Source organism: Hydrogenophaga aromaticivorans, assembly GCF_013387465.1.
Classification (GTDB): domain Bacteria; phylum Pseudomonadota; class Gammaproteobacteria; order Burkholderiales; family Burkholderiaceae_C; genus Hydrogenophaga; species Hydrogenophaga aromaticivorans.
In genome coordinates this window covers 383933-403275 of sequence record NZ_VYGV01000028.1, presented here as the reverse complement: position 1 = coordinate 403275, position 19343 = coordinate 383933, and the positions used below count along the sequence as shown (strand labels likewise).

Here is a 19343-nt window from a genome sequence, read left to right as displayed (position 1 = left end):
GCCCGGCCATCGGGCGCTGGCGGCCTTGTCACGCCCCTGTCACGCCCGGCCCGTATCTTGCTGATCTGAAGTCACACGCACAGGGAGCACCATATGGCCAACATCGAACGGTTCGCCAAAACACCCAAGGCCTGGGACGCACTCGCACGCCCGGGCCAGATCGGGCGCAAAGCCCACAGCCTGCTGCTGATGGCCAATGGACGGCGCAGCGAGCGGGAGCTTTCCATGCTGCTGGGGGATGACGTCTCCGAGCTGGCACACGGGCTGCAGCTCCAGGGTTACCTGCAGCCGATCCCGCTCGTGATGTACAGCGACGGGGACAACACCCTCAACAGCTGATCGCCCCGGCGCTCAGAGCCAGCGCTTGAGCAGCCCCATCACCTGGTCAAAGCGCTTGCCGTACGGCGGGTAAAACAGGCTGCCCATCGCAAAGCGCGATTGCACCAGCACGGACTTCTGCTGAGTGAAACGCAGGAAGCCCGTTTCACCGTGGTAGGCGCCCCAGCCACTCTCTCCCACGCCACCAAACGGCAGGTTGTCGTGGGCAATGTGCAGCAGGGTGTCGTTCACCGTCACGCCGCCGCTCACTGTGTTGCTCAGCACGTGGTCGCGCGCGCCGGTGTCGCTGCCGAACCAGTAGAGCGCCAGCGGGCGCGGCCCGGTGTTGATGGTGGCGATGGCGTCGTCCAGTTTTCTGTAGGTCAGCACCGGCAGGATGGGGCCGAAGATCTCCTCGCGCATCAGGCGAAGACCGGACGGGGTATCAAACACCAGGACCGGGTTCATCTGGCGCTCCTGGGCCACCGTGTGTGCCCCCTCCACAACCGAGGCGCGAATCTCCACCACCCGCGCACCCTGTGTCCGGGCCTCTGACAGCAGCGACTGCAGGCGCGCATGGTGCCGGTCACTGACGATGCTGGTGTAGTCGGGGTTGCCGCCGATGGTGGGGAACAGGCGCACCACGGCCGCCGCAAACGCCTTTTCGAATTCGGCCTCGCGCCCGCGCGGCAGCAGCACGTAGTCGGGTGCGATGCAGGTCTGCCCGGCGTTGAGCAGCTTGCCGTGGGCAATCTTGATGGCGGCGCTGGCGATGTCGCACGAAGCGTCGATGATGCAGGGTGACTTGCCGCCCAGCTCCAGCGTGGTGGGCGTGAGGTTGGCGGCCGCAGCCGCCGCCACCTTGCGGCCAACGGCGGTGGAGCCGGTGAAGAACAGGTGGTCAAACGGCAGGCTGGCGAACTCGTGCGCCACGTCCGCCCCGCCCTGCACCACACACACCTCGTCGGTCGCAAAGGCCTGGTTCAACACCGCGGCCAGCAACGCCGAGGTGTGCGGCGTGAGCTCGCTGGGCTTGATCATCACGCGGTTGCCCGCCGCCAGCGCCGTGGCGGCCGGGCCCAGCGTGAGCTGCAGCGGGTAGTTCCAGGGGCCGATGACGCCGATCACGCCCAGCGGCTGGCGCTGGATGTGCGCGCTGGCGGGCTGCAGGTAGATGGGTGTGGACACGCGCCGCGCTTTCATCCACGCGCCGGTGTGCTTCTCCAGGTCGCCCAGCAGCGCGCGCAGCACAAAAAAGTCGGCCACCTCGGTGAGTTGCAGGGAGCGCACGCCGAAATCGGCCTGCACCGCTTCGGCCAGCGCCGCGCCGTGCACGTCGATCAAGGCCCGCATGCGCTGCAGGCGGTCGAGCCGAAGCGCCAGCGGCACGTCGATCTGGGAGCGGCTGGCCCGGTACTGCGCGTCAAACAGGGCGCGCATCGGGAGGTCGGGCGGGGTCTGGGTCATGGTGCCATCATAGAAAAGACGCCGCCCCGGAGATAGGGGTTGTGCCCCTATCAGGCCGGAACCGCATCGGTGGCGACGACACAGGCGTGAGCGGGAGCGCCGGGCACGCCCTTGACCACCGCGTCGATGGCGGCATCGACCACCGGACGCACGGCCAGCGGCCGCAACCCGCGCTGGCGGATGAGCTTTTCGCAGCTGCGCCGGGTCATGGTGTGCGGGTGCCCGCCCCGGCTGGTGAACAGGAACAGCGTGGCCCGGGCGTTGGCCCAGACCAGCCGGGCACGCAACCACTGTCCGCTGGCCTGCAGATCCACCCAGTCACCCACATGCAGACTGGCGAGCACGCCTGCGGTTTCCGTCCCTTCATCCGCCTCTTCGCTGGACGTGGACAGTGGCGCTGCCGCGGAGTCCTCCACCACCGTGGCAACCGCAGCCGGCGCATCCTGGAACCCGGCCTCGACCCGCTCTCGCGCCGCCAGCCAGGGCGTGTCTGCCACCCGCGGCCGGGGAGCCTCGGCCAGGTTGTCCGTTTCGGGAAAGGCGACCACCGGGGTTTCGAGCGCACCCGGCATCGAAGTCCCGGCCTGGGACCGGGCGCTGGCACGGCGCAACGCCAGCACCGGCTCGTGGTAGCGGATCAAGGCATCGAAAAAGGTCTGTGTTTCCTCTACCGGTTTGTCCAGCATGCCCAGCCCGGCTCGCAGTTTCTGCAGCAGGCCCGGCAGCATCTCGATCAGCTTGCGCGGCTGGTGCAGCGTGACCTCGTGGCGCACGCTCCACAGCAGATCCGAGATCAGGGCCCGGTAGCCCAAGGGGTCAGGGCCGCCGTCGGGATGGCGCAGCTGCGCCTCGGCGATCACCAGCGACCAGCTGCCGTAGAGAAAATCCAGCACCGCCGCGGGCGCGTTGAACACGTCGGGCCGCAGGCTGATTTCCCACGCCACTTGGTCCGCCAGCTCCTGGCGCGCTTCGGCGAAATGCAGGGCCTGCAGGTGCTGCGTCTGCGCATCCGCCTCGGCCTGGTCGGCACTTGCCCAGTCTTCCCGCAGGTGTTCCAGCGCCACCGCAAAGGGTTCGGGCGTCGCACCGGGCAAGGCGTTGAGGGCATTGACGGCCTCGCGCACCGGCGCATGGAACTGCTCGAACTCGCCCGAGAATTCGTCGTTGAAGCGGAAGCTGCGCTGCGCGACCTGTTCCACCAGCAGGCGGGCCGGGTGCTGGTCTTTGGCGAAGAACCGGGGGTCGTCCATCGCCAGCCGCAGCAGGGCCGGCTCCAGCGCCACCACCGCCTCGCGCACCGGCGCCAGCAGCAGCGGATCGCGCGCCACCTGGTTGACCAGCTTGCGCACCAGGTCCAGGCCCACCGCCTGCGACACGCGTTCGGCCTGCTGTTTGAGGTCGAGCAACACCCGCGTGCGCTCGTGCGGGGCGGCGTAGGCGCCCCAGTGGTCCGTGCCCAGCTGCGAACCGATGCTGACCGCTCGAGCGGGCCGGTCGACGACCGGCAGGCCGCGGAACTGCACACGCTCGCGGTCGACCACCACCTCGTCCAGCAGGGGCAGATCGGCCTGGGCCTGGGCGATCCGCTGCTCACGCAACAGCTGGTCGTAATAACCCGAATCGAGCGCTTGCTCGAACCGGCCACCCTCATCGGCCAGGAAATCGTGGAACACCTGATGGTCCAGCCGGGCCTGCGTGCCGGCCAGAGCCGTCATGGGCGGCAGCGTCTGATACGGATCACCGCGCCCGGTCAGAGCGGGTTCAAAAGACTGCGCGTCGCGGGCCCATGGATCGCGCCGCGCTGAAGTCGGACCCGAGCCCGAGCCTGCTTGCGGATCCTCCACCAGGCGGATGCGATAGCCCGCTTCCTGCACATTGGCCTGCTGCAGCCGCAGCGCCAGTTGCTCGTAGAGCTGGCACAGCCCGCGACCGAGCGGGCTGGCCAGGTGCTGCAACCACAGGGACCGGATCTCGGGCTCGCGCTCGAACTCGGCAATGAGGTCGCGCAGCACCCGCACGAACACCGAGGGACGCAGCGGGTTCTTCTCCACCTGCACCGTCTCGAAGCCGATGAGCGAACTCATGCGCGCATCCAGCGCCGTCAGGGCCTGCTCCACCACCGGCATCAGGTCCTGCAGCAGGCGGGCCGATTCCAGCGATTCGGACACCGACAGGTCATCCACCAGCGCCAGCAACGAGGAGTCGGACAGCAGGGCCAGCGACGACGTTCGCCCGCCCTCGTCCCCTCCCCGCTCGAAGGCCTCGCGCAAGCGCGCCGGGTAGGTATCGGTCAGCACGCCCTTGCGTTGTGTCAATCCCCAGCAGGCCTGGGCCAGGCGCTGGCGCTCGGCCACCGCGCTGGACTTCGTTTCGGCCGCCTGCAAAGAAGCCACCGCCGCCTCGACACAACGGCCCAGCAAAGGCTTCGCCTGGCGGGCGACCTCATCAAAACATTGATCGAGCAACTGTGACGAATTCGGCATATATCCTTGGATTTATACCGTCCGCCTCTTGTTCGAATGCAAGGCAATGGCAACAACCTGTTACCAGTGCGACCGTCCATCCCCCGATCACGACCGTCCGACGGTTCTCACCCATCAGGCCATTTCGATGGGTTCGCCGAACTCGAACACGCCCGGGTAACGCACCGGATCCACGCCGACCGGAATCACCGATTTCGGCGGGTACTTGCCCTCCAGCAGCAGCTTGGAGAGCGGGTTCTCGATGCGCTGCTGGATCGCACGCTTCAAGGGCCGTGCACCGAACACCGGGTCGAAGCCGACCTTGGCCAGTTCGGCCAGCGCGGCGGGTGCCACCTCCAGCCGCAGGTCCATCTTCTGCAGGCGGGCCTGCAAAGCCTTGAGCTGGATGCCGGCGATGGACGCGATGTGCTGTGCGTCCAGCGCGTGGAACACCACGGTCTCGTCGATGCGGTTCAGGAACTCGGGCCGGAAATGGTCCTTGAGCTCACCCCAGACGGCTTCCTTGATGTCGTCGTAGGGCTGGCCCACCATGGCCTGGATCAGGTGCGAGCCGATGTTGCTCGTCATCACGATCACGGTGTTCTTGAAGTCCACGGTGCGGCCCTGGCCATCGGTCAGGCGACCGTCGTCCAGCACCTGCAGCAGCACGTTGAACACGTCCGGGTGCGCCTTTTCCACCTCGTCGAGCAGCAGCACGCTGTAGGGCTTGCGGCGCACGGCTTCGGTCAGGTAACCGCCCTCCTCGTAGCCCACGTACCCCGGAGGCGCACCGATCAGGCGGGCCACGGAGTGCTTCTCCATGAACTCGCTCATGTCGATGCGGATCAGGTGCTCCTCGCTGTCGAACAGGAAGCCCGCGAGGGCTTTGCACAGCTCGGTCTTGCCCACGCCGGTCGGGCCGAGGAACAGGAAGGAACCGGTCGGGCGGTTCGGGTCCGACAGGCCCGAGCGCGAACGGCGGATGGCGTTGGCCACCGCCGAGATGGCTTCGTCCTGCCCCACCACGCGGGTGTGCAGCTTGTCTTCCATCACGAGCAGCTTGTCGCGCTCGCCCTGCATCAGCTTGGCGACCGGGATGCCGGTGGCACGCGCCACCACCTCGGCGATCTCTTCGGCGCCGACCTGGGTGCGCAGCAGCTGCGGGCCCACACCCGCGCCGCCCTTGGCCTTGCCGGACTCTTTTTCCTGCGCTTCCTTGAGCTGCTTTTCCAGCTCGGGCAGCTTGCCGTACTGCAGCTCGGCCACCTTGGCCAGGTCGCCCTTGCGGGTCAGGCTTTCGATCTGCTGGCGCAGCTGGTCGATTTCTTCGCGCACCTGGGCGCTGCCCTGGGCCGTGGCCTTTTCGGACTTCCAGATTTCGTCAAGGTCGGCGATCTCTTTCTGCAGGCGGGTGATCTCTTCTTCGATCAGCGTCAGCCGCTTCTGCGAGGCTTCGTCCTTTTCTTTCTTGACGGCTTCGCGCTCGATCTGCAGCTGGATCAGCCGGCGGTCGAGCTTGTCCATCACCTCGGGCTTGGAGTCGAGTTCGATCTTGATCTTGGCCGCCGCCTCGTCGATCAGGTCGATCGCCTTGTCGGGCAGGAAACGGTCGGTGATGTAGCGGTGGCTGAGCTCGGCCGCGGCCACGATGGCCGGGTCGGTGATGTCCACGCCGTGGTGCACCTGGTAGCGTTCCTTCAGGCCGCGCAGGATGGCGATGGTCGCCTCCACCGTCGGCTCGCCCACCAGGATTTTCTGGAAGCGGCGCTCCAACGCGGCGTCTTTCTCGATGTACTTGCGGTACTCGTCCAGCGTGGTCGCGCCCACGCAGTGCAGCTCGCCGCGCGCCAAGGCGGGCTTCAACATATTGCCGGCGTCCATGGCGCCTTCGGCCTTGCCCGCGCCCACCATCGTGTGCAGCTCGTCGATGAAAACGATGGTCTGGCCTTCGTCCTTGGCCAGTTCATTCAGTACGGTCTTCAGGCGTTCCTCAAACTCGCCGCGGAACTTGGCGCCGGCCAGCAGCGCGGCCATGTCAAGGCTCAGCACGCGCTTGCCCTTGAGCGAATCCGGCACTTCGCCGGCCACGATGCGCTGGGCCAGGCCTTCGACGATGGCGGTCTTGCCCACGCCGGGTTCGCCGATCAGCACCGGGTTGTTCTTGGTGCGGCGCTGCAGCACCTGGATGGCGCGGCGGATCTCGTCGTCGCGGCCGATCACCGGATCGAGCTTGCCCAGGCGGGCGCGCTCGGTCAGGTCCATGGTGTATTTCTTCAGCGCTTCGCGCTGGCCCTCGGCCTCGGGGCTGTCCATCTTCTGGCCGCCGCGCACGGCCGTGATGGCGCTTTCCAGGCTCTTGCGGGTCAGCCCGTTTTCGTTCGCGATGCGGCCGATATCGCCCTTCTGATCGGCCACGGCGAGCAGAAACAGTTCGCCGGCAATGAACTCGTCACCGCGCTTGATGGCTTCCCTTTCGGTGGCCTGCAACAGCTTGGCCAGATCGGAGCCGACCTGCACCTGCTCCTGGCCCTGCACTTCGGGCAGGCGCTTCACTGCCGCCTCGGCGGCCTTGGCCAGGCCCTGCACGTTCACGCCCGCGCGCTGCAGCAGCGACTGCGGGCCGTCGGCTTGGCGCAGCATGGCCAGCAGCAGGTGGGCCGGATCGATGTAGGCGTTGTCGTTGCCGAGCGCCAGGGTCTGGGCTTCGCTCAGGGCTTCCTGGAACTTGGTGGTGAGTTTGTCGAGTCGCATGAAAGAGCTCTCCGGAAAATTTGATTACCCGGCATTTGGAGCGATTCCCCGGGTTTTCAAGGTGGTTTTTCCAGCATGCGCCCGCGTGCACCCCATCGTCTTGACGCAGATCAGCCGATCCCCGCCCTTCGGGGGCCGTCTGGACCGGCGCCGCTCAACGGCGCCAGTAGGCGTAGGTCCAGGCGGTGCTCAGGCCCAGCCGACGGTACAGCGCGAGCGCCGGCCCGTTGTCCGCGACGACCTGGAGAAACACCCGGTGAATCCCGCGGCGCAAGGCCTCTTCGGCCATGGCCTGCAACACCCGCCCGGCCAGGCCCCGGCCCCGGTGTGAGGCGGCGGTGCGCATGCCGTGCACGCTGAGCCAGCCGTGGCCGTAGGCCGCGGCCCCGCAGGCCACCGTCTGCCCGTCCTCGCGCAGGCTGGCATACAGCGTCCCGGTGGCCCGGCTCAGCGAGCGGGCACGGCTCCCACCGTCCACCGGGTCCAGGCCTTCGCCCAGGAACATCGCCATCCAGGCGGCGTCTGGCGTGTCCGCCAGGTCCGCCACCGGCCCAGTCTGCGCCATCAGCAGGTCCTGCACGCGGCCACACTGCGTCAGCGTGGGCTGGGCGCGCGCGAAGCCCCGCGCTTGCAGCCCCTGGTGCAGGGCTTCGAAGGCCGGTCCATCGGGCAGGCGGAAGGCCGGCACGAAACCCTGGGCGGCGTAGCGTTCGAGGATGTCGTCGAGCACCGCCGGGTCGGCCACGGCATGGCTCAGGGGGACAGCGCTGCGGGCACGGCCCACGGTGCCGCTGTCCATGGGCAGCAGCCAGCCGGGCAGCGCCTCCACGCGCTCGGGCGAAACGGCGTCGAGCGTGGCGCGCTCGATGGCTTCGATATCGGCGTCGGAAAGGATCGTGGGTGCCATGTCAGCAGGGGCGGTCAGGCGTTCTGACTCCGGATGCCCCACTTGGTCAGCGCTGCGTCGTCGCTGACCCGCGCATCCACCCAACGTGCGCCCTCCGGCGTCTGTTCCTTCTTCCAGAACGGCGCCTGGGTCTTGAGGTAGTCCATCAGGAACTCGCAGGCCTGGAAGCTCTCGCCCCGGTGCGCGGAGGTCACGGCGACCAGCACGATCTGGTCCAGCGGCTGCAGCAGGCCGACTCGGTGGATCACGCGCGCGGCGTAGATGTCGAAGCGCTTGAACGCCTCGTCCACCATCGCCTCGATGCTCTTCTCGGTCATGCCCGGGTAGTGCTCCAGTTCCATGGTGCTGATGCTCTGGCCATCGTTGCGGTCACGCACCGTGCCGATGAAGGTGCAGACAGCGCCGACGCGCTTGTCTTGCTCGCGCAGCCGGGCGACCTCGGTGCTGAGGTCGAAGTCCTGGGTCTGGATGCTGACGCGGGTGTTCATGGTCAGCCTCCGGTCACGGGCGGGAAAAAGGCCACTTCCGCGCCCTCGCTGAGCGCGGCGGCTTCGTCGGTCATGGTCTGGTTGAGCGACACACGCACCGCCCGGCCACGCGCCAGCGCCTCGGCGTAGCCCCCGCCCCGCGCGATCAGTTCGTCGCGCAGGACGGCCAGCGTGCCGGCCGCCGTGTCCAGCGACTCGCTGCCGGTGCCGACGGCTTCGCGGATGGAGGCGAAATAACGCAGTTGAATCTTCACGGGATAGGCCTTCAGAACAGCAGATCGGCAAAAGAAAGATAGGACACCAGATCGCCCCGGGCGATGGTGGTGCCAGCCGGGTTGTCGACCAGACCGTCGCCCCAGACCGCGGAGGTCAAAACGCCCGAACTCTGGTTGGGAAACAGGTCCAGTCCGCCGGCGGCGTTGCGGCGCACGCGCAGGAATTCGCGGCGCTTGTCGGCGCGCGGCAGGTCGAAGTGGGCGGGCAGCTTCACCGGTTGCAGACCCGGCACTTCGGCACCCTGCAACCGCAGCAGGAAGGGTCGCACCAGCAGCAGGAAGGTGACGAAACTGGACACCGGGTTGCCCGGCAGACCGATGAAGTGGCAGGGCAACGCCGCATCGGCACCAGCCCCCGCATCGCGCCGCACCGTGCCGTACGCGAAAGGCTTGCCCGGCTTCATGGCGATCTGCCACAGGTCGAGGCTGCCCAGCAGCTGAACGGACGGCTTGATGTGGTCCTCTTCGCCCACCGAGACACCGCCGCTGGTGAGGATCAGGTCGTGGTGGTCGGCCGCGGTCTTGAGCGCGGCGAGCGTCAGCTCGCGCTTGTCCGGCACGATGCCCAGGTCGCTCACTTCGCAGCCCAGGCGCTGCAGCAGTGTGCGCAGGAAAAAGCGGTTGGAGTTGTAGATCGCCCCGGGCTTCATGTCCTGGGGAGCCACCTCGCCCGGCATCACAAGTTCGTCGCCGGTGGAAAACAGGGCCACGCGCGGACGCACCATCACCGGCAGCTGGGCACAGCCGATGCTGGCCGCCAGGCCCAGGCCGGCCGGGGAAAGCCGGGTCCCGCGCGGCAAGACCACCGCTCCGCGCGTCACGTCTTCGCCGGCACGACGCACCCACTGGCCAGAGGCCGGCACGGCGTCGATGTGCACAGCATGCAGATTGCCGCCCACTTCACGGGTGTCTTCCTGCATCACCACCGCATCGGCACCCGCGGGCATGGGCGCACCCGTGAAGATGCGCGCGCAGGTGCCGGGCCGCAACGGCTCGGCGGCATGACCGGCCGCGATGCGCTGCGACACCGCCAGCACCTTGCCGGCTTCGGTCACGTCGGCCGCGTTGACGGCATATCCGTCCATGGACGAGTTGTCCTGCGGCGGCACCTGCAGTCCTGAGACCAGATCGCTGGCCAGCACGCGGCCATCGGCCTCGAACGTGGCCACCGTCTCGATCCGGGACAACGGAACGACCCGCGCGAGCAAGTCGGTCAACGCAGCGTCCAGCGCCATCAAGGGAGCCCGGGCGGGCGGTGCAGAAGCGTTCATGGCGTCAGGGTCGGTGGATGGGCATGTCCGCCGGGTCAGATGTAGGCCTCGGGAACATAGTCAAAACGGTCTTCATTGTCGAGCAGCCAGCCGGCCACGGCAGCGGCGTCGTTCAAATTCAGCAACGGGCGCAGGGTGGTCTGCGGCAATTGGTCGGCGCTGTCGGTGGCGATGGCGGCGACAAAGGCATCGTCCGGGTACAGCACGGGCTTGCCGGTGGCCGCACGCCAGACCTCCACCTTGAGCAGGTTGCTGTCGCGGTAGCCCTCGACCAGCACCCAGTCCACACCCGGATGCAGCGTGCGAATCACGTCGTGGACCGTCAGCTCAACCGGCCGCTCGAATTCGCGCATCAGCACCAGGCGCTGCGGTGATGCGGCCACCACCTCGTAGGCGCCGGCCTCGCGATGGCGCCAAGTGTCTTTGCCCGGGTGGTCAATTTCAAAACCATGGTGCACATGTTTGACCACCGAGACCCGCAGGCCCCGCTGACGCAGGACGGGGATCAGCTGCTCAACCAGCGTGGTCTTGCCCGCACCGGAAAAGCCTGCAAAGCCGACGACTTTCATGCCCGCTGCCGACGCCCGGGCATCACGCCGCGGGGCAATGCTGGGTGATGTAGCGCTGCACCGCCGCCGTGTCGGCCGCCATCACCTGCACCCGCTTGGGCAGGGCTTCGATGCCGTCGAACTTCGCGGGCCGGTCGGGCTGGCGCCCCAGCGCCTCGACGATGGTCTCGGCGAACTTGATGGGCAAGGCGGTTTCCAGCACGATCATCGGCGTCGCAGCATTCAGATGCTCGCGCGCCACCTTCACGCCGTCGGCGGTGTGGGTGTCGATCATCACGCCGAAGCGCTCGAAGGTGTCCTTGATGGTGGCCAGGCGGTCGGCGTGGGTGCTCTTGCCGCTGACAAAGCCGTAGTGGCTGGCGGCGTCGGCAAACACCGGGTCGGCGCCCAGATCGAATCGGCCGTCCTTGTTCAGCGCCTCGCCAAACAGCGCCTTGACGCGCGCGCCGTCGCGGCCCAGCAGATCGAACACGAAGCGCTCGAAGTTGCTGGCCTTGGAAATGTCCATCGACGGGCTGGAGGTCTCGTGCGTGTCAGCGCTGGCACGCACGCGGTAGACGCCAGTGCGGAAGAACTCGTCAAGCACGTCGTTTTCGTTCGTCGCCACCACCAGGGTCTGGATCGGCAGGCCCATCTGGCGTGCCACATGGCCGGCGCAGACGTTGCCGAAGTTGCCACTGGGCACGGTGAAACTAACCTTCTGGTCGTCGCCCGTGGTCGCCTGGAAATAGCCGGCGAAGTAGTACACGACCTGCGCGAGCAGACGCGCCCAGTTGATCGAGTTGACGGTGCCGATCTTGTACTGGCGCTTGAAGGCCAGGTCGTTCGACACGTTCTTGACGATGTCCTGGCAATCGTCGAACACGCCTTCGATGGCGATGTTGTGGATGTTCTGATCCATCAGGCTGAACATCTGCGCCTGCTGGAACGGGCTCATGCGGCCGTGCGGACTCAGCATGAAGACGCGCACGCCGTGCTTGCCCCGCATCGCGTACTCGGCCGCGCTGCCGGTGTCGCCAGACGTTGCCCCCAGGATGTTGAGCTCTTCACCGCGGCGCGCCAGCTCGTATTCGAACAGGTTGCCCAGCAACTGCATGGCCATGTCCTTGAAGGCCAGCGTCGGGCCGTTGGACAGGGCTTCCAGGTAGAAGCCTTTTTCGAGCTGCTTGAGCGGCACGATGGCCGCGGTGCCGTACACCGCTTCGGTGTAGGTCTTGTTGCACAGCGCCTTCAGGTCGGCCGCGGGAATGTCGTCGATGTAGAGCGACAGCACCTCAAACGCCAGCGCGGCGTAACCACCGGCCGCTCCGCCATTGAACACGCCGCGCCAGCGCGCCAGTGTGGCGGCTTCCACCTGCGGATAGCGCTCTGGCAGGTACAAACCGCCGTCGGGCGCCAGGCCTTCGAGCAGGATTTCGCAGAAGTGTTTGCGGTCCGGGTGGCCACGGGTGGAGAGGTACAGCATCTCAGTTCAGTTCTTCTTTTCGAATCCGCGTGATGGGTGCGAGCACGCTCGGCAGTGCCTGCATCTGCGCGAGCACGTCGTTCATGGCACCTTCACGGATGTCGTGCGTGAGGATGATCAGGTCGGTCTGGGTCGAGCCCTCGCCGCCCACTTCGTCGGCCTCGCGCTGCAGCACCGCGTCGATGCTGATGCCGGCGTTGGCCAGCAGGCCCGTCACCTGGGCCAGCACGCCGGCTTCGTCGGCCACGCGCAGGCGCAGGTAATAACTCGTCACCACCTCGCTCATGGGCAACACCGCCAGGTCGCTCATGGCGTCGGGCTGGAACGCCAGGTGCGGCACGCGGTGCAGCGGGTCGGCGGTGTGCAGGCGGGTGATGTCCACCAGATCGGCGATCACGGCCGAAGCGGTGGGCTCGCTGCCGGCGCCCTTGCCGTAATACAGCGTGGTGCCCACGGCGTCGCCCTGCACCACCACGGCGTTCATCGCCCCTTCAACATTCGCGATCAGGCGCTTGGACGGCACCAGGCTCGGGTGCACGCGCAGCTCGATGCCCTTGTCGGTGCGCTTGGTGATGCCCAGCAGCTTGATGCGGTAGCCCAGTTGTTCGGCGTATTTGATGTCGGTGGCGCCGAGCTGGGTGATGCCCTCCACGTAGGCCTTGTCGAACTGCACCGGGATGCCGAAAGCGATCGCGCTCATGAGCGTGACCTTGTGCGCCGCATCCACCCCCTCGATGTCGAAGGTCGGGTCGGCCTCGGCGTAGCCCAGGCGCTGCGCCTCCTTGAGCACGACGTCGAAGTCCAGCCCCTTGTCGCGCATCTCGGACAGGATGAAGTTGGTCGTGCCGTTGATGATGCCGGCGATCCACTGGATGCTGTTGGCGGTGAGGCCCTCGCGCAGCGCCTTGATGATGGGAATGCCACCGGCCACGGCCGCCTCAAACGCGACCATCACACCCTTGGCCGAAGCAGCGGCAAAGATCTCGGTGCCGTGCACAGCGAGCAAAGCCTTGTTGGCTGTCACCACGTGCTTGCCGGCCGCAATGGCTTCCAGCACCAGCGCCTTGGCGATGCCGTAGCCACCGATCAGCTCGATCACGATGTCGATATCGGGGTTGGCGATCACGGCGCGCGCGTCGTTCACCACCTTCACGTCCGGGCCGACGATGCTTTGCGCACGCGCCACATCAAGATCGGCCACCATGGTGATTTCAATGCCACGGCCAGCGCGGCGCTTGATTTCTTCCTGGTTGCGCTGCAGCACGTTGAACGTGCCGCTGCCCACGGTGCCTATGCCCAGCAGGCCTACTTGGATCGGTTTCATCGTTGTTAACTCTCGGCTTCAAAAATATCGGCGCCGGGCCATGCCATGGCCCAGGGCACCCAGTTTAGGGAACGGCCAGACTGGCGGTGTTGCCCATTGCAGGGGCGATTGATGCGTGCACAGGTGCATGGCGCTTGCGCCAGCCTTCGAAGAACTTGGCCACGCGGCCAATGGCTTCGCGCAGATCGTCCTCGTGCGGCAGGAAAACGATGCGGAAGTGCTGGTTGTCCGGGTAGTTGAAACCCGAGCCCTGCACCAGCATCACGCGGGTTTCCTGCAGCAGCTCCAGGAACAGCTGCTGGTCGTCTTCAACCGGGTACATCGCCGGGTCAAGGCGCGGGAACATGTAGAGCGCCGCTGTCGGCTTGACACAGCTGACGCCCGGAATGGCGGTGATCAGTTCGTAGGCCAGGTCGCGCTGGCGGCGCAGCCGACCACCTTCACACACCAGGTCGTTGATGCTCTGGTAACCACCGAGTGCGGTCTGGATCGCCCACTGGCCTGGCACGTTGGCGCACAGGCGCATGTTCGAGAGCATGTTCAGGCCCTCGATGTAGTCCCTGGCCGGCTTCTTGTCGCCCGAAACGATCATCCAGCCTGCGCGGTATCCGCAGGAGCGGTAACTCTTGGACAAGGAGTTGAAGGTCAGTGTCAGCACGTCTTCCGAAAGGCTGCCCAGCGCCGTGTGTTTCACGCCGTCGTAGAGCACCTTGTCGTACACCTCGTCGGCAAAGATCACCAGACCGTGCTCGCGCGCAATCGCCACGATCGCCTGGAGCAGTTCGTCGGAATACAGCGCGCCGGTCGGGTTGTTGGGGTTGATCACCACGATGCCCTTGGTGGCCGGGGTGATCTTGCGGCGGATGTCGTCCAGGTCGGGCATCCAGCCATTCGACTCGTCGCACATGTAGTGCACCGGCGTGCCACCCGAGAGGCTGACCGCCGCCGTCCACAGCGGGTAGTCGGGCGATGGCAGCAACAGCTCGTCGCCATCGTCGAGCAACGCGTTGGTGGCCATCACGATCAGCTCGCTGGCGCCGTTGCCGAGGTAGATGTCGTCCAGCGTCACGCCCTTGACGCCCTGTTTCTGCGTCTCGTGCATCACCGCCTTGCGCGCCGCAAAAATGCCCTTGCTGTCCGAGTACCCCGCCGAGTTCGGCAGGTTGCGGATCATGTCCTGCTGGATTTCCTCAGGGGCATCAAAACCAAACACCGCCAGGTTGCCGATGTTCAGGCGGATGATCTTGTGGCCCTCTTCTTCCATCTGGCGCGCGGCGTCCATGATGGGACCGCGAATGTCGTAGCAGACGTTGGCGAGCTTGGCGGATTTCTGGATGGTTTTCAAAGTCCCTCCCGCTTGGGGGCCGTAGAAAGAGGTGGAGAGCCGGGCTATGGCGCTGGGCGCTATATTACGGTGCGTCTTGTAGGGAAAACCTCCAATTTGACCACAGTTCTTCACCGTATCCGTGCACGCTCCGCCCCATTCCTGCGCCCGACTTCCCCATGAAACTGCACGCTGACAAGCCCGATCTGCACACCATCAACGCTTACGGCGATGGATGGATCGCGATCAACGGTCAGCGCCACACGCAAAGCCTCATCCTCGCGTCGTCCGGGGAATTGCTGCCTTGGGCCTGCGAGCGGTTCGAAGACCTCGAGCCCGCGCATTTCGAGCAACTGCTGAGCTGCTCGCCGGTGAAGCCCGAGCTGGTGGTGTTTGGCAGTGGCCCGCGCCTGCGATTCGTGCGCCCAGGCATGCTGGAGTGCCTGATCAACCAGCGCATCGGCGTGGAAACCATGGACACCCTTGCGGCCTGCCGCACCTACAACATCCTCGCTGGCGAAGGCCGGCGGGTGCTGGCCGCCCTGCTGATTGGCACCTGAATACCCGGGTACCGAGCGGTCCATTCGGGTCCATTCCCGGCCCGGCAACGCTGTTCAGGGTAAAATACCGGATTGTTTCCTGCTTTGACAGCCATTGGGCGCACGCCGCCCGTGGCGTGCTCGATGCACACGGGAAGCCAACGAATCACCACCAACTTACGTCAGGGGTCCACGCAGTATGGCAGTCGTTGTCAACAAACCCATTCCCGAATTTGAAGCCCTGGCCACCAGCGGTATCAAAGTCAGCAACCAGACTCACCTCGGCCAGACCGTCGTGCTGTATTTTTACCCGAAAGACAACACACCCGGCTGCACCACCGAGGCCATGCAATTCCGCGACAAGTACAAAGACTTCGTCAAGGCTGGTGCGCATGTGTTCGGCGTCTCGCGCGACAACATGAAGTCACACGATGACTTCAAAACCAAACTTGAATTGCCGTTCGAACTGATCGCCGACACGGAAGAAAAGATGTGCCACATGTTCGGTGTGGTCAAGAACAAGATCATGTACGGCAAGAAGGTCAAGGGCATCGAACGCAGCACCTTCCTCATTGGCGCCGATGGCGTGCTCAAGCAGGAATGGCGTGGCCTGAAAGTGCCGGGCCATGTCGAAGATGTGCTGAAGGCTGTCAAGACATTGAAAAAGGCCGTCTGAGCTTAACCACACCGCCGGTGGCGGCGGAATTTTGACCGTCACAGGGCTCGTGCATAATGGGTTCATGACATTGGGAAGACCCTTCGCCCGCCCTTCTTTCTCTGCCTTCTGCAGCCCAAAAAGCCGCCCGGTCTCCCCGGCGGCTTTTTGCTTTCCGGCCCAGCGCTGAACCACCAAGCCCTCCATGCCACTGCCTCCAGCACCCTCCAAACGCGCCGCCCTGCTTGCCTCCGATGCCTACAGCCTCAGGGCATCTGAAGAGTTGATCAGCTTTTCTCCGGAACCCGAGCGCGTGGCCACCCCCTTGCGTGCCGCTCCTGCGGCACCCGCCAGCGAGGCGCCGACTGCAAAAGCCGGTACACGGTCCCGTGGCCGGGAGCGAAAGCCCGAATTGGCCCCTGTGCCATCCCAACCCGCCGCGCGGGCGCCCTCCCCCACAACCCCGGCTGCAGAGCGCCAACCGGTCGAATTCCGTGCGCCTCAGCCAACGGGCAAACCACCGGTCGCCAGCGAGACCGTGTCGCGCGCTTCGCCCGTGGCCAGCAACCGCCGCGCAGGGCGCGCCAAATCCGGCGGGTCAACCGGACCGGCCCGTTTGTTCGTGCTGGACACCAACGTGCTGCTGCACGACCCGATGAGCCTGTTCCGCTTCGAGGAACACGACATCTTCCTGCCCATGATCGTGCTCGAAGAGCTCGACGGCCACAAGAAGGGCATGACGGAAGTCGCCCGCAACGGCCGCCAGACCAGCCGCACGCTCGATGCCCTGGTCGCGCAGCAAGGCGGCGACATGACACGCGGCCTCAAGCTCTCAGCCACCGGTCACCTGTCTGCGCGCGGCTTGCTGTTCTTCCAGACCGAACCGCTGGACGCCCAGTTGCCCGCCAGCCTGCCCCAGGGCAAGGCCGACAACCAGATTCTGGGTGTTGTGCACGCCCTGCGCGACAAGCACCCGCAGCGCGAAGTGATCCTGGTGTCCAAGGACATCAACATGCGGGTCAAGGCCCGCGCTCTGGGTCTGGCCGCCGAGGACTACCAGAACGACAAGACCCTGGATGACGGTGAACTGCTCTACGCCGGTGCCTTGGCCCTGCCGCAGGACTTCTGGACCCGCCAGAGCAAGACGATCGAGAGCTGGGCCAGCGGCAGCCACACCTTCTACCGCGTCAGCGGTCCGGCGGTGAGCCAGTTCTACATCAACCAGTTTGTGTACTTCGAAGCGCCCGGCGAACCCTCGCTGTACGCCCGCGTAACCGAAATCCGGGACAAGACCGCGGTCCTCAAGACGCTCAAGGACTTCACGCACCTGAAAAACGCGGTCTGGGGCGTCACCAGCCGCAACCGTGAACAGAACTTCGCGCTCAACATCCTGATGGACCCCGAGGTCGATTTCGTCACCCTGGCCGGCACGGCCGGCACCGGCAAGACGCTGATGGCGCTGGCCAGCGGCCTGACCCAGGTGCTGGACGACCGCCGCTACACCGAAATCATCATGACCCGCGCCACCGTGAGCGTGGGTGAAGACATCGGCTTCCTGCCCGGCACCGAAGAAGAAAAGATGGGCCCCTGGATGGGCGCGCTCGACGACAACCTGGAATTCCTGGCCAAGGGCGACGGCGGCAACGCCGGCGAATGGGGTCGTGCCGCCACCAACGAGCTGATCCGCAGCCGCATCAAGGTCAAGAGCATGAACTTCATGCGCGGGCGCACCTTCATGAACAAGTACGTCATCATCGACGAGGCGCAGAACCTGACGCCCAAGCAGATGAAGACCCTGATCACGCGCGCCGGCCCCGGCACCAAGATCATCTGCATGGGCAACCTGGCGCAGATCGACACGCCTTACCTGACCGAAGGTTCCTCGGGCCTGACCTACGCGGTGGACCGTTTCAAGGGCTGGCCGCACGGTGGCCACATCACGCTCGCGCGCGGCGAGCGTTCGCGGCTGGCGGACTTTGCTTCCGAAGTGCTGTAACCACCTGACACACAAAAAAAAGCCCGACGGAAGTCGGGCTTTTTTATTGCGTTCAGCGAACCGGGATCAGAAATCCCCGCCGCCAGCGAGACTCTCGAAACGCGTGAGCGTGTTCAGGAAGGTCAGTTTGACGACTCCGGTGGGGCCGTTACGCTGCTTGCCGATGATGATCTCGGCCACACCGGGTTCCTTGGACGTTTCGCGGTTGTAGTAGTCATCGCGGTAGATGAACATGATGATGTCCGCATCCTGCTCGATGGCACCGGATTCGCGCAGGTCGCTCATCATGGGGCGTTTGTCGGTGCGCTGCTCGACCGAGCGGTTGAGCTGGGAGAGCGCGATCACCGGACACTGCAGTTCCTTGGCCAGCATCTTCAGACCCCGCGAGATTTCACCCAGCTCGGTCGCACGGTTGTCCCCCCCGGCTGCACCCGAGCCACTCATGAGCTGCAGGTAGTCGACCACGATCAGGCCGAGCTTGCCGCACTGGCGCGAGAGGCGCCGCGCGTTGGCGCGCAGTTCGCTGGGGGTCAGGCCCGGTGTCTCGTCGATGTGCAGCGACACGTTGCGCAGCTTCTCGATGGCTTCGGTCAGGCGGGGCCATTCGTCGTCGGTCAGCTTGCCGGTGCGCAGGTGGCCCTGGTTGATGCGACCGATGGAACCAACGATACGCACCGCGAGCTGGGAGGCGCCCATTTCCATGGAAAACACCGCCACTGGAAGGCCTTCATTGAGCGCCACGTGTTCCGCGATGTTGATCGCGAAGGCCGTCTTGCCCATCGACGGACGCGCCGCCAGCACCACCAAGTCGCCCGCTTGCAGGCCCGAGGTCATGCGATCCAGATCAATGAAACCCGTGGGCACACCCGTCACGTCCATCGGGTTGTCGGCCATTTCCTGCACGCGGTCCAGCAGATCGACCACGAGCGTGTCCATGCCCTGGAAGCCCTCCTTCATGCGCGAGCCTTCTTCACCGATCTTGAAGATCTTCTGCTCGGCTTCATCCAGGATCTTGGCAACCTGCCGGCCTTGCGGGTTGAAGGCCGCGGTGGCTATTTCGTCGCTGGCAGCGACCAGTTTGCGCAGGATGGCGCGTTCGCGCACGATCTCGGCGTAGCGGCGGATGTTGGCTGCGCTGGGCACGTATTGCGCCAGCGAGTTCAGGTAGGCCAGGCCACCGGCCTCGTCGGCCTTGCCCAGGTTCTGCAGGTGCTCGAACACCGTGACCACGTCGGCCGGCTTGCTGGCGTTGACCAGCGAGGCGATGGCGGAATACGTCAGACGGTGTTCGTAGCGGTAGAAGTCGGAATCGTTGACCAGATCGGCCACGCGGTCCCAGGCGTGGTTGTCGAGCAGCAGGCCGCCCAGCACACTGGATTCGGCCTCGATGGAATGCGGTGGAACGCGCAACTGGGCGATCTGCCGGTCGGCACCGAAATCGACCTCGTCAAGACCGGCGTCAAACGAAGAAAGGGGACTGGAGAATGCGGTGGACATGGCTTTCCTGAAGGACCTTCAATGGTACGTCGCGG

General features: G+C 65.7%; 16 protein-coding genes. 4 read left to right on the top strand and 12 right to left on the bottom strand.

Annotated elements, in window-relative coordinates; all coding sequences use genetic code 11:
• Positions 1 to 93 precede the first annotated feature (93 nt).
• Complete coding sequence (locus F3K02_RS27135; protein WP_177139808.1) at positions 94 to 339, top strand: hypothetical protein; 246 nt, start codon at positions 94 to 96, stop codon at positions 337 to 339.
• 12 nt (positions 340 to 351) lie between these two features.
• Here the strand turns inward: F3K02_RS27135 and F3K02_RS27130 are convergent, their stop codons facing one another.
• The 11 genes from F3K02_RS27130 to F3K02_RS27080 all read right to left on the bottom strand — a co-directional run bounded on the left by F3K02_RS27130 (position 352) and on the right by F3K02_RS27080 (position 14642).
• Positions 352 to 1785 (bottom strand): coniferyl aldehyde dehydrogenase, encoded by a 1434-nt coding sequence (locus F3K02_RS27130; RefSeq protein ID WP_177139806.1) that lies wholly within the window; start codon positions 1783 to 1785, stop codon positions 352 to 354.
• A gap of 50 nt (positions 1786 to 1835) precedes the next feature.
• Complete coding sequence (locus F3K02_RS27125) at positions 1836 to 4268, bottom strand: DUF1631 family protein (RefSeq protein WP_177139803.1); 2433 nt, start codon at positions 4266 to 4268, stop codon at positions 1836 to 1838.
• Between the two features lie 114 nt (positions 4269 to 4382).
• Complete coding sequence (gene clpB / locus F3K02_RS27120; protein ID WP_177139802.1) at positions 4383 to 6998, bottom strand: ATP-dependent chaperone ClpB; 2616 nt, start codon at positions 6996 to 6998, stop codon at positions 4383 to 4385.
• A gap of 154 nt (positions 6999 to 7152) precedes the next feature.
• Entirely contained in the window at positions 7153 to 7905 is a 753-nt protein-coding gene (locus F3K02_RS27115) for a GNAT family N-acetyltransferase (RefSeq protein WP_177139800.1), read from the bottom strand.
• Between the two features lie 14 nt (positions 7906 to 7919).
• The gene (moaE, locus tag F3K02_RS27110) at positions 7920 to 8393 is read right to left on the bottom strand and encodes a molybdopterin synthase catalytic subunit MoaE (RefSeq protein ID WP_177139797.1); all 474 of its coding nucleotides are present in this window, start codon (positions 8391 to 8393) and stop codon (positions 7920 to 7922) included.
• A gap of 2 nt (positions 8394 to 8395) precedes the next feature.
• Complete coding sequence (gene moaD, locus F3K02_RS27105; RefSeq protein ID WP_177139795.1) at positions 8396 to 8647, bottom strand: molybdopterin converting factor subunit 1; 252 nt, start codon at positions 8645 to 8647, stop codon at positions 8396 to 8398.
• Positions 8648 to 8658: 11 nt separating this feature from the next.
• Positions 8659 to 9939, bottom strand: a complete 1281-nt coding sequence (locus F3K02_RS27100) for a molybdopterin molybdotransferase MoeA (RefSeq protein ID WP_177139793.1) — start codon at positions 9937 to 9939, stop codon at positions 8659 to 8661.
• A gap of 35 nt (positions 9940 to 9974) precedes the next feature.
• Positions 9975 to 10508, bottom strand: a complete 534-nt coding sequence (gene mobB / locus F3K02_RS27095) for a molybdopterin-guanine dinucleotide biosynthesis protein B (protein WP_177139791.1) — start codon at positions 10506 to 10508, stop codon at positions 9975 to 9977.
• A gap of 22 nt (positions 10509 to 10530) precedes the next feature.
• Positions 10531 to 11973, bottom strand: coding sequence for a threonine synthase (thrC, locus tag F3K02_RS27090; RefSeq protein WP_177139789.1), 1443 nt, complete (start codon positions 11971 to 11973; stop codon positions 10531 to 10533).
• Position 11974: 1 nt separating this feature from the next.
• A complete protein-coding gene (locus F3K02_RS27085; RefSeq protein WP_177139787.1) occupies positions 11975 to 13297 on the bottom strand; it encodes a homoserine dehydrogenase in 1323 nt (440 codons plus the stop codon).
• A 64-nt stretch (positions 13298 to 13361) separates the two neighbouring features.
• Positions 13362 to 14642: a pyridoxal phosphate-dependent aminotransferase gene (locus F3K02_RS27080; protein WP_177139785.1), complete on the bottom strand. Its 1281-nt coding sequence runs from the start codon at positions 14640 to 14642 to the stop codon at positions 13362 to 13364.
• Between the two features lie 158 nt (positions 14643 to 14800).
• On the opposite strand from F3K02_RS27080, the gene F3K02_RS27075 reads away from it, so the two are divergent.
• From F3K02_RS27075 to F3K02_RS27065, 3 genes are all read left to right on the top strand, one after another.
• Positions 14801 to 15181, top strand: a complete 381-nt coding sequence (locus F3K02_RS27075) for an Mth938-like domain-containing protein (RefSeq protein WP_177139783.1) — start codon at positions 14801 to 14803, stop codon at positions 15179 to 15181.
• Positions 15182 to 15359: 178 nt separating this feature from the next.
• Positions 15360 to 15836, top strand: a complete 477-nt coding sequence (locus tag F3K02_RS27070; protein WP_177139781.1) for a peroxiredoxin — start codon at positions 15360 to 15362, stop codon at positions 15834 to 15836.
• Positions 15837 to 16020: 184 nt separating this feature from the next.
• Positions 16021 to 17811 carry a PhoH family protein gene (locus F3K02_RS27065; protein WP_177139779.1) on the top strand — a complete coding sequence of 597 codons (1791 nt, stop codon included), beginning with the start codon at positions 16021 to 16023 and terminating at the stop codon, positions 17809 to 17811.
• A 66-nt stretch (positions 17812 to 17877) separates the two neighbouring features.
• On the opposite strand, the gene dnaB is transcribed toward F3K02_RS27065, so the two are convergent.
• Entirely contained in the window at positions 17878 to 19308 is a 1431-nt protein-coding gene (dnaB, locus tag F3K02_RS27060; RefSeq protein WP_177139777.1) for a replicative DNA helicase, read from the bottom strand.
• Between the last annotated feature and the right edge of the window lie 35 nt (positions 19309 to 19343).

Coding starts and splice junctions, on each gene's coding strand:
- F3K02_RS27085 (WP_177139787.1), bottom strand. CDS start 13,297: ATGAAACCGATCCAAGTAGGCCTGCTGGGCATAGGCACCGTGGGCAGC.
- F3K02_RS27135 (WP_177139808.1), top strand. CDS start 94: ATGGCCAACATCGAACGGTTCGCCAAAACACCCAAGGCCTGGGACGCA.
- mobB (WP_177139791.1), bottom strand. CDS start 10,508: ATGAAAGTCGTCGGCTTTGCAGGCTTTTCCGGTGCGGGCAAGACCACG.
- F3K02_RS27115 (WP_177139800.1), bottom strand. CDS start 7,905: ATGGCACCCACGATCCTTTCCGACGCCGATATCGAAGCCATCGAGCGC.
- dnaB (WP_177139777.1), bottom strand. CDS start 19,308: ATGTCCACCGCATTCTCCAGTCCCCTTTCTTCGTTTGACGCCGGTCTT.
- F3K02_RS27065 (WP_177139779.1), top strand. CDS start 16,021: ATGCCACTGCCTCCAGCACCCTCCAAACGCGCCGCCCTGCTTGCCTCC.
- thrC (WP_177139789.1), bottom strand. CDS start 11,973: ATGCTGTACCTCTCCACCCGTGGCCACCCGGACCGCAAACACTTCTGC.
- F3K02_RS27070 (WP_177139781.1), top strand. CDS start 15,360: ATGGCAGTCGTTGTCAACAAACCCATTCCCGAATTTGAAGCCCTGGCC.
- clpB (WP_177139802.1), bottom strand. CDS start 6,998: ATGCGACTCGACAAACTCACCACCAAGTTCCAGGAAGCCCTGAGCGAA.
- moaE (WP_177139797.1), bottom strand. CDS start 8,393: ATGAACACCCGCGTCAGCATCCAGACCCAGGACTTCGACCTCAGCACC.
- F3K02_RS27130 (WP_177139806.1), bottom strand. CDS start 1,785: ATGACCCAGACCCCGCCCGACCTCCCGATGCGCGCCCTGTTTGACGCG.
- F3K02_RS27100 (WP_177139793.1), bottom strand. CDS start 9,939: ATGAACGCTTCTGCACCGCCCGCCCGGGCTCCCTTGATGGCGCTGGAC.
- F3K02_RS27075 (WP_177139783.1), top strand. CDS start 14,801: ATGAAACTGCACGCTGACAAGCCCGATCTGCACACCATCAACGCTTAC.
- F3K02_RS27125 (WP_177139803.1), bottom strand. CDS start 4,268: ATGCCGAATTCGTCACAGTTGCTCGATCAATGTTTTGATGAGGTCGCC.